The organism is Streptomyces sp. NPDC047042 (genome assembly GCF_040644035.1).
Taxonomy (GTDB): domain Bacteria; phylum Actinomycetota; class Actinomycetes; order Streptomycetales; family Streptomycetaceae; genus Streptomyces.
In genome coordinates, this window is the sequence record NZ_JBEYVP010000003.1 from 205,240 (window position 1) to 219,351 (window position 14,112).

Sequence of the window (14,112 nt, forward strand, 5' to 3'; positions counted from 1 at the left end):
CGCGGACCGGTTGCCCGATCGTCCGCGGGACCCACGACATGACGACTTCTTGCTGTGCTGACTAACCGGCCTTGCGCTTGTTCCACACGTCGAACCCGACGGCGGCCAGCAGGGCGAGGCCCTTGATGACCTGCTGCCAGTCGGTGCCGACGCTGAGGAGGTTCATGCCGTTGTTCAGAACACCCAGCACGAGACCACCGATGATCGCGCCGAGGACGGTACCGACACCGCCGCTCATGGACGCTCCACCGATGAACGACGAGGCGATCGCCTCGAGTTCGAAGCTGAGGCCCGCCTTCGGCGAGGCCGCGTTCAGACGGGCGGCGACCACCAGACCGGCCATGGCCGCGAGCACGCCCATGTTCAGGAAGACGAGGAAGGTGACCTTCTTGTCCTTGACGCCGGACAGCTTCGCGGCCGGCAGGTTGCCGCCGATCGCGTAGATGTGACGGCCGAAGACGGCGTTGCGCATCACGTAGCCGTAGCCGACCACCAGCACCGCCAGGATGATCAGGATGATCGGCGCGCCCTTGTAGCTGGCGAGCAGCATCGTGACCGTGAGGATCGCGGCGACGATGGCGACGAGCTTGAGCAGGAACAGGTTCCTGGGCGCCACCTCGAGGGCGAACTCCTGCTGCCGCTTGCGGTCACGGACCTCCTGGATGACCGAGAAGGCGATCAGCGCGAAGCCCAGCAGCAGCGTGATGTTGTGGTAGTTGGTCTCCGGGCCGACCTCCGGCAGGAAGCCGTTGCCCATCTTCTGCAGGCCGTCCGGGAACGGGCCGAGCGTCTGACCCTTCAGCAGCATCTCCGTCAGACCGCGGAAGATCAGCATGCCCGCGAGGGTGACGATGAACGACGGTATGCCGAAGTAGGCGATCAGGAAGCCCTGGGCCGCGCCGGCCACCGCGCCGATGGCCAGGCACAGCACGACCGCGAGGGGCCAGGCCATGTCGTGCTGCACCATCAGCACGGCCGCGAAGGCCCCGGTGAACGCCGTGAGGGAGCCGACCGACAGGTCGATGTGACCCGCGATGATCACCAGCATCATGCCGATCGCGAGGATCAGGATGTAGCTGTTCTGGAGCACCAGGTTGGAGACGTTGCGCGGCAGCAGCAGGTCGCCGCCGGTCCACACCTGGAACAGGACCACGATCAGACCGAGGGCGATCAGCATGCCGTACTGGCGCATGTTGCGGCGCAGGCCGTCCAGCACCAGGTGGAGCAGGCCGCCGCCGGAAGCCGGTCCGCCGCTCTTGCCGGGCGGCGCGTCCGCCGGGCTCTTGGTCACATCGGTGCTCATCGCGTTACCTCTTTGTCCTTCGTCATCTGACGCATCAGCACTTCCTGCGTGGCCTCGGCTCGCGAGAACTCGCCCGTGAGCCGCCCGGCGGCCATCGTGTAGATGCGGTCGCACATGCCGAGCAGTTCGGGCAGCTCGGAGGAGATGAAGACGACCGCCTTGCCCTCGGCGGCCAGTCGGTCGATCACCGTGTAGATCTCGTACTTGGCGCCGACGTCGATGCCCCGGGTCGGCTCGTCAAGAATCAGCACGTCAGGACCCGCGAAGATCCACTTGCTGAGGACGACCTTCTGCTGGTTGCCGCCGGAGAGCTTGCCGACCCGCTCGAACACGGTCGGCGCCTTGATGTTCATGGACTTGCGGAAGCCCTCGGAGACCTTCCGCTCGTCCTGCTCGTCGACGATGCCGCGCTTGGCCACCTTGCTCAGAGCGGTGAGCGAGATGTTGCGGTTGATCGTGTCGATGAGGTTGAGGCCGTAGTGCTTGCGGTCCTCCGTGACATAGGCGATGCCGTGCTCGACCGCCTCCGCGACGGACTTCGTACGGATCTCCTTGCCGTCCTTGAGGACCGTGCCGCTCGCGTACCGGCCGTAGGAGCGCCCGAAGACGCTCATCGCGAGCTCGGTACGGCCGGCGCCCATCAGACCCGCGATGCCGACGATCTCCCCGCGCCGCACCTGGATGGACACGTCGTCGACGACCTTGCGCTGCTGGTCGATCGGGTGGTGCACGGTCCAGCCGCGGATCTCCAGGGCCGGAGCCGCGCCCTTCTCCGCCTCGTGCGGGGTGCGCTCCGGGAAGCGGTGGTCGAGGTCGCGCCCCACCATGCCGCTGATGATCCGGTCCTCGGTCGTCTCCGCCGACTTCACGTCGAGCGTCTCGATGGAGTGCCCGTCGCGGATGATCGTCACCGAGTCCGCCACCTTGCGGATCTCGTTGAGCTTGTGGGAGATGATGATCGAGGTGATGCCCTGGTTCTTCAGCTCCAGGATGAGATCGAGGAGTTTGTCGCTGTCCTCGTCGTTCAGAGCCGCCGTGGGCTCGTCGAGGATGAGGAGCTTGACCTTCTTCGACAGCGCCTTCGCGATCTCCACGAGCTGCTGCTTGCCCACGCCGATGTCGGCGACGCGGGTCTCCGGGTGGTCGCTCAGACCCACCCGGCGCAGCAGTTCCGTGGCGTGGCCGAGGGTCTGCCTCCAGTCGATGAACCCGCCCTTGGCGTGCTCGTTGCCGAGGAAGATGTTCTCCGCGAGGGAGAGGTACGGCGACAGCGCCAGCTCCTGGTGGATGATGACAATGCCGTGCTGCTCGCTCGCCCGGATGTCCTTGAAGGAGCAGACCTCTCCCTCGAAGAGGATGTCCCCCTCGTAACTGCCGTGCGGATGGACACCGGAGAGCACCTTCATCAAGGTGGACTTCCCGGCGCCGTTCTCACCGCAGATGGCGTGGACCTCGCCCTGACGGACGGTCAGTGAGACGTCCGACAGCGCTTTGACGCCGGGAAAGGTCTTGACGATCGAGCGCATTTCCAGGACGGGTCCCGCCATGGTCGTGCCTTCCAATCCGTAAGGTTCGACGCTTACTTGAGCTGGTCCGCCGTGTAGTAACCGCCGTCGACCAGTTCCTTCTCGTAGTTGGACTTGTCGACGCTCACCGGCTGGAGCAGGTAGGCGGGAACGACCTTGGTGCCGTTGTCGTACGACTTGGTGTCGTTGATCTCGGGCTTCTTGCCGTTGAGCGTGGCGTCGACCATGTCCGTGGCGACCTGGGCGAGCTTGCGCAGGTCCTTGTAGACGGTCATCGACTGCTGGCCGGCGATGATCGACTTCACGGAGGCCAGCTCGGCGTCCTGGCCGGAGATGACCGGCAGGGGCTTGGCCTTGGTGCCGTAGCCGTCCGACTTCAGCGCGGCGATGATGCCGATGGAGATGCCGTCGTACGGCGAGAGGACCGCGTCGACCCGGCCGCTCGTGTAGGTCGAGGTGAGCATGTCCTCCATGCGCTTCTGGGCGGTGGCGCCGTCCCAGCGCAGGGTGGTGACCTTGGTGAGCTCGGTCTGGCCGGACTTGACGACGAGCTTCTTGCTGTCGATGTAGGGCTGGAGCACCTTCATCGCGCCGTTGAAGAAGTACTTGGTGTTGTTGTCGTCGTTGGAGCCGGCGAACAGCTCGATGTTGAAGGGGCCCTTGCCGCCGGCGACACCCAGCTTGTCGACGAGGTAGGTGGCCTGGAGCTGGCCGACCTTCTCGTTGTCGAAGGACGCGTAGTAGTCGACGTTCTTCGTGCCGAGGATCAGGCGGTCGTAGGAGATGACCGGGATCTTGGCGTCGGCGGCCTGCTGGAGCACGTTGTTCAGGGACTTGTTGTCGATGGCGGCGATGATCAGCGCCTTGACGCCCTGCGTGATCAGGTTCTCGATCTGCGAGACCTGCTGGTCGGGGTCGTCCTCGCCGAAGACCAGCTTGGTCTTGTAGCCCTTGGCCTTGAGGTCCTTCTCGACGTTGGCGCCGTCGGTGATCCAGCGCTCGGAGGACTTGGTCGGCATCGCGATGCCGATCGTTCCGCCCTTGGCGCTGTCGCTGCTCGTGTCGCTGCCACCCTCGCTGCTCTGGCCACAGGCGGTGAGGGAGAGGGCGAGAGCGGCGGAGGAGGCTATGGCGGAAAGTGCGGCTCTACGAGTACGCATGATCATCATCCTTGATGTCTTGGGGCCTGGAGCGGTCTGGCGTTACGGCGCCCGGTGAGAGGTACGAGGTGGGACAGAGATGGGACAGAGACGAGTCGTGTCGGAGTCTGTGCGACTGCGTCGGGTTTTGTGAAGGGGAGTTGTCCGTAACGTTATGCAGGCGTTTCGAACCGCTTCAGTGCGCCGGGCAGCCGCGAGCCGAGCGGCGCCATGTCGCCGTCCGCCCCGTGCCGCGCGAGCAGGTCGAGGGCGAGCCGGCCACGCCGCACTCTTTCCTTGGCCGTGTTCAGGGCGAGGTCGCGCAGGTGATTACCGTAGGGGTAGATCCCCGGTGCCTTCGACAGACCGAACTTCAGGTACAGCGGCGCGCCGCGCCGGATCAGCTCGGCGACCTCGTACATCCGGATGTACCCGCCCAGATCGTCCGGGGCCTCGATGTACATGTCCATCGGGGCGGCGGAGACCCGCCGGATCTCGGTGAGGTGATCGAGCGTCAGGTCGCTCGGCACGTTGATCGAGTCGCCGCCGAGGTTCTCGTACACGGCGTACGCGGCCGGGTTCACCGGGCCGATCAGCGCCGACACCTTGAGCGTCGTCTCGGCCGGGATGATCCCGGCCAGCCGCGCCCGGTGCAGGGCCCACAGGACCCCCTCGTCGGCGACGAGCAGGCACTGCACACCCAGCTCGGTCGCCCGTACGGCGTCCTCGACGCAGCCGGCGACCGCGTCGTGACCCCGGGCGCGCAGACCGCCGCCCTTGGAGTCGGTACGGGTGGAGCCGCCGATGTCCCAGGTGCCGCGCGGACCGGTGAACAGGCACAGCTCGATGTCCCGCTCGCCCGTCGCCTCCACCATCTCGGTGATCTCGGCGTCGGTGAGCATCCAGATGCCGCTGCCCTGGCTGATCCGGTGGATCGGCACATCGAGCCGCGAGGACTCCTTGAGGACCACGCCGAGCGCCTCGGGCCCCTCGACGGAGGGAATCTCCGTACGCCAGCGTCCGCCACCGGGGAAGGTGTGCGGAGAGGCGTCGGCGGGGTCGAGGGCGGGCGCGCCGAGGCCGAGCGCGGCGAGCGCCTGCTCTCCGGGACGACGGGCTGCGGAGGCGGTGGTGTCGGTCACAATCTGTCCTTCAGATCGGCAGGTTCGGCGAGTTCGGTATTTCGGACGAGGTTCGCGGCTCTGGGTGCACAAGGCTATGGATGTACGCCGGTACGGGGTCGTCAGGTACCCCGTACCGGCGTACGGCTCAGGGGTGTGTCATGGCCGCAGCAGGACCTTTCCGACCTTCGGGTCACCGGACCCCACCAGCTCGATGGCCTGCGGGAACTCCTCCAGCGGGAGTTCGTGCGTGACCAGCGGCAGCGGGTCGAGCAGTCCGGCCCCGAAGACCCGCACCGTGTGCGCCCAGGCGTCGGGGGCCGCACCGAAGACGGTGTGCACCTCCAGCTGCCGTACGACGAGGTCCGTCGGGTCGAGCCCGTCCGCGCCCGACGCCGGGATCCCCGTGAGGACCAGCCGGCCGCCGCGCCGCAGCAGGGCGGCGGCGGTGACCGCCGCGTCCGCGGACCCGGCGGTCTCGATGACGACGTCGAAGTCCCCGGGAAGCTCCTGGTCCTTCGTACGGAAGTCCGTGGCACCGAACTTCTTCGACAGCTCGGCCCGGTCCGGACGCGTCCCCACGACGAGCAGCTCGGAGGGCGAACCCGCCTTCAGGAACTGGATGGCGAACATCCCGAGCGTCCCGGTGCCCACCACGGCGACCCGCTCACCCGGAACGGCCTTCGCCTTGAGCGCGGCGGCCGCGATGCACGCGGCCGGCTCCAGCAGCGCCGCCGCCGTGAGATCCGCGTCCTCGGGCAGCACGTGCAGCAGACGGGCGGGCAGCGTCAGCGTGGTGGCCATCGCGCCGGGCTCGGTGAACCCGGTCTCCTCGTACCCGGCCGAGCACAGCGTGGTCTCGCCCGCGTGACAGCGGTCGCACACCTGGCAGTTGCGGAAGCCCTCTCCGACCACCTTGCGGCCGACGAGAGTGGAAGGAACCCCCGCCCCGACCGCCGTCACCGTGCCGGACCACTCGTGGCCCGGGGTCAGGGGGTAACGGACGTACCCCTCGGGCCTGTTGCCCTGGTAGACCTCGCGGTCGCTGCCGCAGATCCCGGCGGCGTGGACCCGTACGAGGGCCTCGCCCGCCTCCGGCTGACGAGGCTCGTGCGGCACCAGTCGGTGCTCGCCCGGAGCCTCGATCACCACGGCGCTGCTCACGCGGTCCCCTTGGGCTTGCGCTGCTCCCAGCCCTCGGCCCACAGGTCGAAGCGCGCCTGCTGCTGCGGGAACTCCGCCGCCGCGTCCACGTCCAGCTCGACACCGAGGCCGGGCTTGTCGGACAGGTGGAAGTAGCCGTCCACGACCTCCGGGGCACCCGAGACGACCTTCTTGATCTCCGCGTCCGCGAAGTCGTTGAAGTGCTCGAGGATCTTGAAGTTCGGGGCGGTGAAGCCGACCTGGAGCGAGGCCGCCGTCAGCACCGGACCGCCCACGTTGTGCGGCGCGACCAGCGTGTAGTGGGTCTCGGCGGTCGCGGCCAGCTTGCGGGTCTCCCAGATGCCGCCGATGTGGCCGACGTCGGGCTGGATGATGTCCACGGCCTGGCTCTCGAAGAGCTCCCGGAACTCGATCCGGTCGTGGATGCGCTCACCCGTGGCGACCGGGATGTCGACCTTGGCGGCGACCTTCTCCAGCGCCTTGAGGTTCTCCGGCGGGCAGGGCTCCTCCAGCCACGCGGGCTTGAAGGGCGCCAGGTCCTTGGCGAGACGGACGGCGGTGGAGGGCGAGAACCGGCCGTGCATCTCCAGCATCAGCTCGGCGTCCGGCCCGATGGCGTCGCGCACGGCCTCGATCAGCGAGACGGCGTACAGGCTCTGCTCGTGGTCCAGCTCGAAGTGGCCGGTCCCGAAGGGGTCGATCTTGAGCGCCTTGTAACCGCGCTCCATGACGCCCTTCGCCGCCTTGTGGTACGCCTCCGGCGTGCGCTCGGTGGTGTACCAGCCGTTGGCGTACGCCTTGACCTTGTCGGTGACCTTGCCGCCGAGCAGCTGCCACACCGGTACGCCCAGGGCCTTGCCCTTGATGTCCCAGCAGGCCATCTCGATGACGGCGATGCCGGACATCACGATCTCGCCGGCGCGCCCGTAGTCGCCGTACTTCATGCGCTTGACCAGGTCCTCGACAGCGAACGGGTCGGAGCCGAGAATGTGGTTGGTCTTCGCCTCGTGCAGATAGCCGAGCAGCGCGTCGGTGTGGCCCAGCATGCGGGTCTCGCCGACTCCGGTGAGTCCCTCGTCGGTGTGCACCTGGACGTAGGTCAGGTTCCGCCACGGCGTCCCGACCACGTGCGTGCTGATTCCCGTGATGCGCACGGTACTCCCTCGCCCTCTTGCTTGTTCGAGATTTCGTCACTTGTTCGAAATGCTGTCGCGACAGTAAGGAAACTCCGGGCAGAGTGTCAATGGGTCGAAACGAACAACCTGCCCCGCGTCTTGGACGGCCGCGCCGAATCCCACAATGCCGCAGCGGCACCCCTCCCGCCCGTTGCCCACCGCGTTATCCAACCGTGACGGCCTCCCTGACGCAGCCCTCTTGACCGCCGCCGATTGTTAGCGCTCACAATGACCTCCGCTTCACCGATCGTCTACCAACGGCATCCAAGGAGGTATGAGCGTCATGTCGGCAGTGCCCCAACTCGCCCACCCGCCAGACGCCTTGGGGCTTTCCGGAAACCCGGCGTGACGCCGGCGGCGCGGGAACACCCGCCCACACCAAAGGACTTACCCGCAGCCGACCGCCAAGGAGGTGCAGCCGTGGCCCACTTGCAGACCAGTTCCCAGCCCCACCCGCCGCTTCGGCCGCCCACCATGGCGGACGTGGCACGCAAGGCGGGCGTGTCCCACCAGACCGTCTCCCGCGTACTGGGCGACCACCCCAATGTGCGGGACGAGACCCGGGCCAGGGTGCTTCACGCGATCGAGGAGATGGGTTACCGTCGCAACTCCTCGGCACGGGCCCTGGCCACCCGCCGCACCCTGAACCTGGGGGTGGTCGCCTCCAACACCACCCTGTACGGGCCCGCCAGCACCCTCTTCGCACTGGAAGAGGCGGCACGCGCCGAGGGGTACCTCGTCTCGACCGTCAGTTTGCGCGAACTGACGGTCGAGACCCTCGCCGAGGCCATGCACCGGCTCAGTGAGGGCGGAGTGGAGGGGGTGATCGCCCTCGCCCCGCAGCGGTCGGCGGTCGAGGCCCTCACCGAACTCCGCCACCCCTTCCCGGTGGTGGCCGTGGGCACCGGCTCCGGCGTCGACATCCCCAGCGTCAACGTCGACCAGCACCTCGGCGCGCGGCTGGCCACCGGCCATCTGCTCGCCACCGGCCACCGCACGGTCTGGCATCTCGCCGGGCCCGAGAACTGGCAGGAGGCGGTGGACCGGGCCGACGGCTGGCGGGAGACCCTCGAGGCGGCAGGCGTCGAACCGCCGGCGCCGCTGCGGGGGGACTGGAGTCCACTGTCGGGCTATCGTGCGGGCCAGGAACTGGCCGGCTGGCTCGGCCGCGGCCTCACCGCCGTCTTCGTCTCCAACGACCAGATGGCACTGGGGGTGTTGTGGGCGCTGCGTGAGGCGGGCGTGCGCATCCCCCAGGACGTCGCGGTGGTCGGCTTCGACGACATCCCGGAGTCGGAGTTCTTCGCTCCGCCGCTCACCACCGTCCGGCAGGACTTCTCGGCGGTCGGCAAGCAGAGCATCGCCCTGCTGCTGGACCTCATCGAGGGCCGGACACCCTCCGGGACGGGGCAGGTGGCCATCGAACCCCAACTCCTCGTCCGCGCCAGTACTTTCCCCTACGCCCCCCAGTCCGGGACCGCTCCCGGCTGAGGCGACACCCACCGGTTCGACGATGGTCTCCACCCCACAGGTGCGGCCGATATCTCGAACGGTGATCGACAGGTTGGACGTATCACCCTGTCGCCCCAAGCCCCACGAGAACCACCAGCACCACCAGCACCACCAGCACTACCAAGCCCCACGAGCACCACGAGTACCAGCGGGCCCATCACCGGGCCGGCGGCTCTTCAAAGGAGAAGAACATGCTCAACAGAAGGAACTTCCTCACTGCGGCGGTCGGCGTGGCGGCTGCGACCGGCCTGGCGGCCTGTGCCAAGAAGGACGACGACGGCGGTTCCACCGGCGGCGGCGACGGCAAGATCGTCCTCGGCTTCTCCCAGGTCGGCTCGGAGAGCGGCTGGCGCAGTGCCAACACCGACTCGGTGAAGGAAGCGGCCAAGGAGGCCGGCTACAACCTCAAGTTCTCCGACGCGCAGCAGAAGCAGGAGAACCAGATCTCCGCGATCCGCAACTACATCACCCAGGGCGTCGACGTCATCGCCTTCTCCCCGGTGGTCGTCACGGGCTGGGACGCGGTGCTGAAGGAGGCCAAGGCCAAGAAGATCCCGGTGGTCCTCACCGACCGCTCCGTCGAGACCTCCGACGAGTCCCTGTACGTCACCCTCGTCGGCTCCGACTTCACGGACGAGGGCCGCCGCGCCGCCAAGATCCTCGAGAAGGTCCTGGAGAAGGCCGGCAAGAAGGGCCCCGTCAAGATCGCCCAGCTGGAGGGCACCACCGGTGCCGCCCCCGCGATCGAGCGCGCCAAGGGCTTCAAGGAGGTCATGGACGCCGAGCACGCGGACGACTGGAAGATCGTCGTCAGCCAGACCGGCGACTTCACCCGGGCCGGCGGCAAGCAGGTCATGGCCGCCTTCCTGCAGTCCAACCCGGACATCGACGTGCTGTTCGCGCACAACGACGACATGGGCATCGGCGCCATCCAGGCCATCGAGGCGGCCGGCAAGAAGCCCGGCAAGGACATCCTCATCGTCACGGTCGACGGTGTGAAGGACGGCTTCATCGCGATGTCCGAGGGCAAGATCAACGCCATCGTCGAGTGCAACCCGCTGCTCGGCCCCCAGCTCATGGAGGTCGTCAAGAAGGTCAAGAACGGCGAGAAGGTCGACCGCTGGATCAAGACCAAGGAGGGCGACTTCATGCAGGACCAGGCGAAGGCCGCGCTCCCCACCCGCAAGTACTGACCGACCGCACCCATCGGCAGGGAGCCCTCACCCCGGCCCGGCCCTCCCTACGGAGGGCGGCCACGGGGGCTCCCTGCGGGCATCGGTGAAATCGCGGTCCCGAACAAACCAACCGTGGGCCTGAACGAGAGTCAAGGAGCGCTGCCATGGCAGAGCCGCGGCCCGTCCTGGAGATGACGGGCATAGTCAAGGAGTTTCCGGGGGTACGGGCTCTGTCGGGTGTCGACTTCCGGCTCTTCCCCGGCGAGATCCACGCCCTGATGGGCGAGAACGGAGCCGGAAAGTCCACCCTCATCAAGGTGCTGACCGGCGTCTACCCGCTGGACGGGGGCAAGATCACCCTCGACGGGGAGACCGTCCAGATCGACAGCCCCTTCCAGGCACAGCAGGCCGGCATCAGCACGGTCTACCAGGAGGTGAACCTCTGCCCCAACCTGTCGGTGGCGGAGAACATCTTCATCGGACGTGAACCCACCCGCTTCGGCCGCATCCAGTGGACGCGCATGCGCAAGGACGCCGCCGAACTGGTCGACCGGCTCGGCCTCGACCTCGACGTCACCGCGCCCCTGTCCTCGTACCCGCTGGCCGTGCAGCAACTGGTCGCGATCGTACGGGCGGTGGGCACCGGGGACAGCGACGGCGCCGGAGCCGGCACCAAGGTGCTGGTCCTCGACGAGCCGACGTCCAGCCTCGACCGCGACGAGGTCCTCGAGCTGTTCCGCCTGATGCGCCGGCTCAGGGACGAAGGCGTCGCGATCCTGTTCGTCTCGCACTTCCTCGACCAGATCTACGAGATCTGCGACCGCATGACCATCCTGCGCAACGGCACCCTCGTCGGCGAGCACATGGTCAGCGAACTCGACCAGGTCGGCCTGATCCAGCTCATGATCGGCAAGGCGATGGACGAGCTGGAGGGGCTCCACGAGCACCAGCTGCACGCCGAGGTCGGCGAGACGCTGCTCGAGGCGGACGGCCTCGGCCGCACGGGCGGTATCGCCCCCTTCGACCTCCAGATCAAGAAGGGCGAGGTCCTCGGCCTGGCCGGCCTGCTCGGCTCCGGCCGCACCGAACTCGCCCGGCTGCTCTTCGGCGCCGACCAGCCCGACAGCGGCAAGGTCACCGTCAGCGGCAAGCAGGTCTCGATGAGCGCCCCCAACAACGCCATCGGCGCCGGTGTCGCCTTCTGCTCGGAGAACCGCAAGACCGAGGGCCTGGTACCCGATCTGACGGTACGGGAGAACATCATCCTGGCCCTCCAGGCGGCCCGCGGCTGGACCCGGCCCATCCCGGCCTCCCAGCGTGACGAACTCGTCGCCAAGTACATCAAGGCGCTGGACATCCGCCCCGCCAACCCGGAGGCCCGGGTCGGCAAGCTCAGCGGCGGCAACCAGCAGAAGGTGCTGCTCGCCCGCTGGCTCATCACCCAGCCGAAGCTGCTGATCCTGGACGAGCCGACGCGCGGTATCGACGTCGGGGCGAAGGCGGAGATCCAGAAACTCGTGGTCTCGCTCTCCGAGGAAGGCATGTCCGTGCTGTACATCGCGGCCGAACTGGAGGAAGTGCTCCGGCTCAGCCACACCATCGGCGTGCTGCGCGACCGCAAGCTGGTCGCCCAGATCGCCAACGGGCCCGAGATCACCCCCACCCGGATCCTGGAGACCATCGCGAGCGGAGAGCACCAGTGACCACCACTCCGACCCCGACTCCGGCCCCCGCTTCCCGCCTGCGGGCGCTGACGCAGCACAACCTGTTCTGGCCGGTGGCCGTCCTGGTCGTCCTGCTGCTGATCAACGTTCCCTTCACCCCCGACTTCTTCTCGATCAAGATGACGGACGGCCACCTCTACGGCAGCCTCGTCTCGATCGTGCTGTTCGGCTCGCCGCTCATCCTGGTGGCCGTCGGCATGACCCTCGTCATCGCCACCGGCGGCATCGACCTCTCGGTCGGCGCGGTCGTCGCCATCACCGGCGCCCTGACCTGCTCGTACATCAGCGACCAGGCCGACCAGGACTCCCTGGCCGGAGTCTTCCTGGCCATGGGCATCGGCCTGGTGGCCGCGGTGGTCTGCGGTCTGTGGAACGGCTTCCTGGTGGCCCGGATGGGCATCCAGCCGATCATCGCGACCCTCATCATCATGGTCGCGGGCCGAGGCGTGGCCCAGCTGATCACCGACGGCCAGATCATCACGATCAACAGCGAGCCGTACAAGCTGATCGGCGGCGGCTACTGGCTGACCCTGCCGTTCTCCATCTTCGTGGTGGCCGCCCTCGTGGCCGTCACGGTCGCCCTGACCCGCCGCACGGCCCTGGGCCTGCTGGTCGAGTCGGTCGGCGGCAACGCCGAGGCCAGCCGCCTCGTCGGCATCAGGTCCATGCGCATCAAGATCATGGTGTACGTGTTCTGCGCCCTGTGCGCCGGTGTCGCGGGCCTCATGATCAGCTCCAACACCTCGGCGGCGGACGGCAACAACGCCGGCCTGTGGATCGAGCTCGACGCGATCCTCGCCGTCGTCATCGGCGGTACGTCACTCACGGGCGGCCGGTTCTCCATCGGCGGCACGGTGGTGGGCGCCCTCGTCATCCAGACCCTGACCACCACGATCTACACCATCGGTGTCCCGACCCAGACCAACCTGGTCTTCAAGGCCGCCGTCGTCATCGTCGTCTGCCTGCTGCAGTCCCCGAAGTTCCGCGCCAAGGTCTTCGGCGCCAGGTTCAACTCCGGTTCCGGCGCGAAGGGCGGCGGTACCCCGGCCGCCACCCCGACGGACACGGCCTCGACCACCGCGGCAGCCCCCAAGATGGAGGTGTCGTGATGAGCACGGCCACCAAGACCCCCACGGCCCCCGACAGCCGCCGTACGCCGTCCACGGCCTCGCGGCTGCTCGGTGACCGGCGCCTGCCCGTCGTGGTGACCGCGACGCTCTTCGTCGTGATGTACATCGTGGGCCTGAGCCGCTACCAGAACTACGGCTTCGGCGAGGCGCAGGTCTTCCTCAACCTGTTCATCGACAACGGCTACCTGCTGGTCGCCGCCGTGGGCGCCACCTTCGTCATCCTCTCCGGCGGCATCGACCTCTCCGTGGGCTCGGTGATCGGCTTCACGACCATGCTCACGGCATGGCTGGTGGAGAAGCAGGGCCTGCCCATCATCGTCGTGATCCCCATCGCGCTGGGCGTGGGAGCGTTCGGCGGCTTCCTGATGGGCTATGTGATCCACAACTACGAGATCCAGCCCTTCATCGTGACCCTCGCCGGCCTCTTCCTCTTCCGGGGGCTGTGCCTGGTCATCAGCAAGGAGTCGATCGCCATCGATGACTCCTCGGTCAGCAGCATGGCGCAGGCCCAGGCGCAGCTGGGGGTCGGCTTCCTCTCCATCGGTGCGATCGTCGCGCTGGTGGTCCTGGCCATCGCCTTCTACGTCCTGCACTACACCCGCTTCGGGCGGCGCGTGTACGCCGTCGGCGGCAACGAGCAGTCCGCCATGCTGATGGGCCTCCCGCAGGGCGGCACGAAGATCGCGGTGTACACGGTGAGCGGCTTCTGCTCGGCCCTGGCAGGCCTTCTCTTCACCCTGTACATCCAGTCGGGCGACCCGCTGCACGCGACCGGCATGGAGCTCGACGCCATCGCCGCGGTCGTCATCGGCGGCACCCTGCTGACGGGTGGCTCGGGCTATGTGGTGGGCACGCTCTTCGGCGTCCTGGTCCTGGGCCTCATCAAGAGCATCATCCAGTTCGAGGGGACGCTCAGCTCCTGGTGGACGAAGATCGCGACGGGCGTGCTGCTCTGCGCGTTCATCCTGATCCAGCGCGCCATGACGGCCCGCAAACAGACCTGAGCGTCCGAGCCGCAGGCCAGGCTCTCCCACTCGACGCGGTCCGTCGCACGTATGCCGTGCGACGGACCGCGTCGGCGTGTGTCAGAAGATGGTGCGGAATGGTCCGGCTTGACCCCGACCGGCCAAACCCGAAACGCCA

11 protein-coding genes are annotated in these 14,112 nt (G+C 67.7%); 5 read left to right on the forward strand and 6 right to left on the reverse strand.

Annotated elements, in window-relative coordinates; all coding sequences use genetic code 11:
• Positions 1-61: 61 nt before the first annotated feature.
• The 6 genes from mmsB to ABZ855_RS04590 form a co-directional block, all read right to left on the reverse strand.
• Positions 62-1,303 carry a multiple monosaccharide ABC transporter permease gene (mmsB, locus tag ABZ855_RS04565; RefSeq protein WP_360800771.1) on the reverse strand — a complete coding sequence of 414 codons (1,242 nt, stop codon included), beginning with the start codon at positions 1,301-1,303 and terminating at the stop codon, positions 62-64.
• Positions 1,300-2,850, reverse strand: coding sequence for a multiple monosaccharide ABC transporter ATP-binding protein (mmsA, locus tag ABZ855_RS04570; RefSeq protein ID WP_319205074.1), 1,551 nt, complete (start codon positions 2,848-2,850; stop codon positions 1,300-1,302). The genes mmsB and mmsA overlap by 4 nt, the downstream gene beginning before the upstream one ends.
• Before the next feature lie 32 nt (positions 2,851-2,882).
• A complete protein-coding gene (gene chvE / locus ABZ855_RS04575; protein ID WP_360800775.1) occupies positions 2,883-3,989 on the reverse strand; it encodes a multiple monosaccharide ABC transporter substrate-binding protein in 1,107 nt (368 codons plus the stop codon).
• Between the two features lie 152 nt (positions 3,990-4,141).
• Positions 4,142-5,110: a hypothetical protein gene (locus ABZ855_RS04580; RefSeq protein ID WP_319205078.1), complete on the reverse strand. Its 969-nt coding sequence runs from the start codon at positions 5,108-5,110 to the stop codon at positions 4,142-4,144.
• Between the two features lie 138 nt (positions 5,111-5,248).
• Positions 5,249-6,253 (reverse strand): alcohol dehydrogenase catalytic domain-containing protein, encoded by a 1,005-nt coding sequence (locus ABZ855_RS04585; protein ID WP_360800778.1) that lies wholly within the window; start codon positions 6,251-6,253, stop codon positions 5,249-5,251.
• The gene (locus tag ABZ855_RS04590) at positions 6,250-7,407 is read right to left on the reverse strand and encodes a mandelate racemase/muconate lactonizing enzyme family protein (protein ID WP_360800781.1); all 1,158 of its coding nucleotides are present in this window, start codon (positions 7,405-7,407) and stop codon (positions 6,250-6,252) included. The genes ABZ855_RS04585 and ABZ855_RS04590 overlap by 4 nt, the downstream gene beginning before the upstream one ends.
• A 495-nt stretch (positions 7,408-7,902) precedes the next feature.
• Between ABZ855_RS04590 and ABZ855_RS04595 the strand changes: the two genes are divergently transcribed.
• From ABZ855_RS04595 to yjfF, 5 genes are all read left to right on the forward strand, one after another.
• Positions 7,903-8,919: a LacI family DNA-binding transcriptional regulator gene (locus tag ABZ855_RS04595; RefSeq protein ID WP_360801145.1), complete on the forward strand. Its 1,017-nt coding sequence runs from the start codon at positions 7,903-7,905 to the stop codon at positions 8,917-8,919.
• A 212-nt stretch (positions 8,920-9,131) separates the two neighbouring features.
• Positions 9,132-10,133 carry an ABC transporter substrate-binding protein gene (locus ABZ855_RS04600; protein ID WP_360800784.1) on the forward strand — a complete coding sequence of 334 codons (1,002 nt, stop codon included), beginning with the start codon at positions 9,132-9,134 and terminating at the stop codon, positions 10,131-10,133.
• A 146-nt stretch (positions 10,134-10,279) separates the two neighbouring features.
• Positions 10,280-11,818 carry a sugar ABC transporter ATP-binding protein gene (locus tag ABZ855_RS04605; protein ID WP_360800787.1) on the forward strand — a complete coding sequence of 513 codons (1,539 nt, stop codon included), beginning with the start codon at positions 10,280-10,282 and terminating at the stop codon, positions 11,816-11,818.
• Positions 11,815-12,948 carry an ABC transporter permease gene (locus tag ABZ855_RS04610; RefSeq protein ID WP_360800790.1) on the forward strand — a complete coding sequence of 378 codons (1,134 nt, stop codon included), beginning with the start codon at positions 11,815-11,817 and terminating at the stop codon, positions 12,946-12,948. Before ABZ855_RS04605 ends, ABZ855_RS04610 begins: the two co-directional genes overlap by 4 nt.
• A complete protein-coding gene (yjfF, locus tag ABZ855_RS04615) occupies positions 12,948-13,973 on the forward strand; it encodes a galactofuranose ABC transporter, permease protein YjfF (RefSeq protein WP_319205090.1) in 1,026 nt (341 codons plus the stop codon). The genes ABZ855_RS04610 and yjfF overlap by 1 nt, the downstream gene beginning before the upstream one ends.
• Positions 13,974-14,112: the final 139 nt, after the last annotated feature.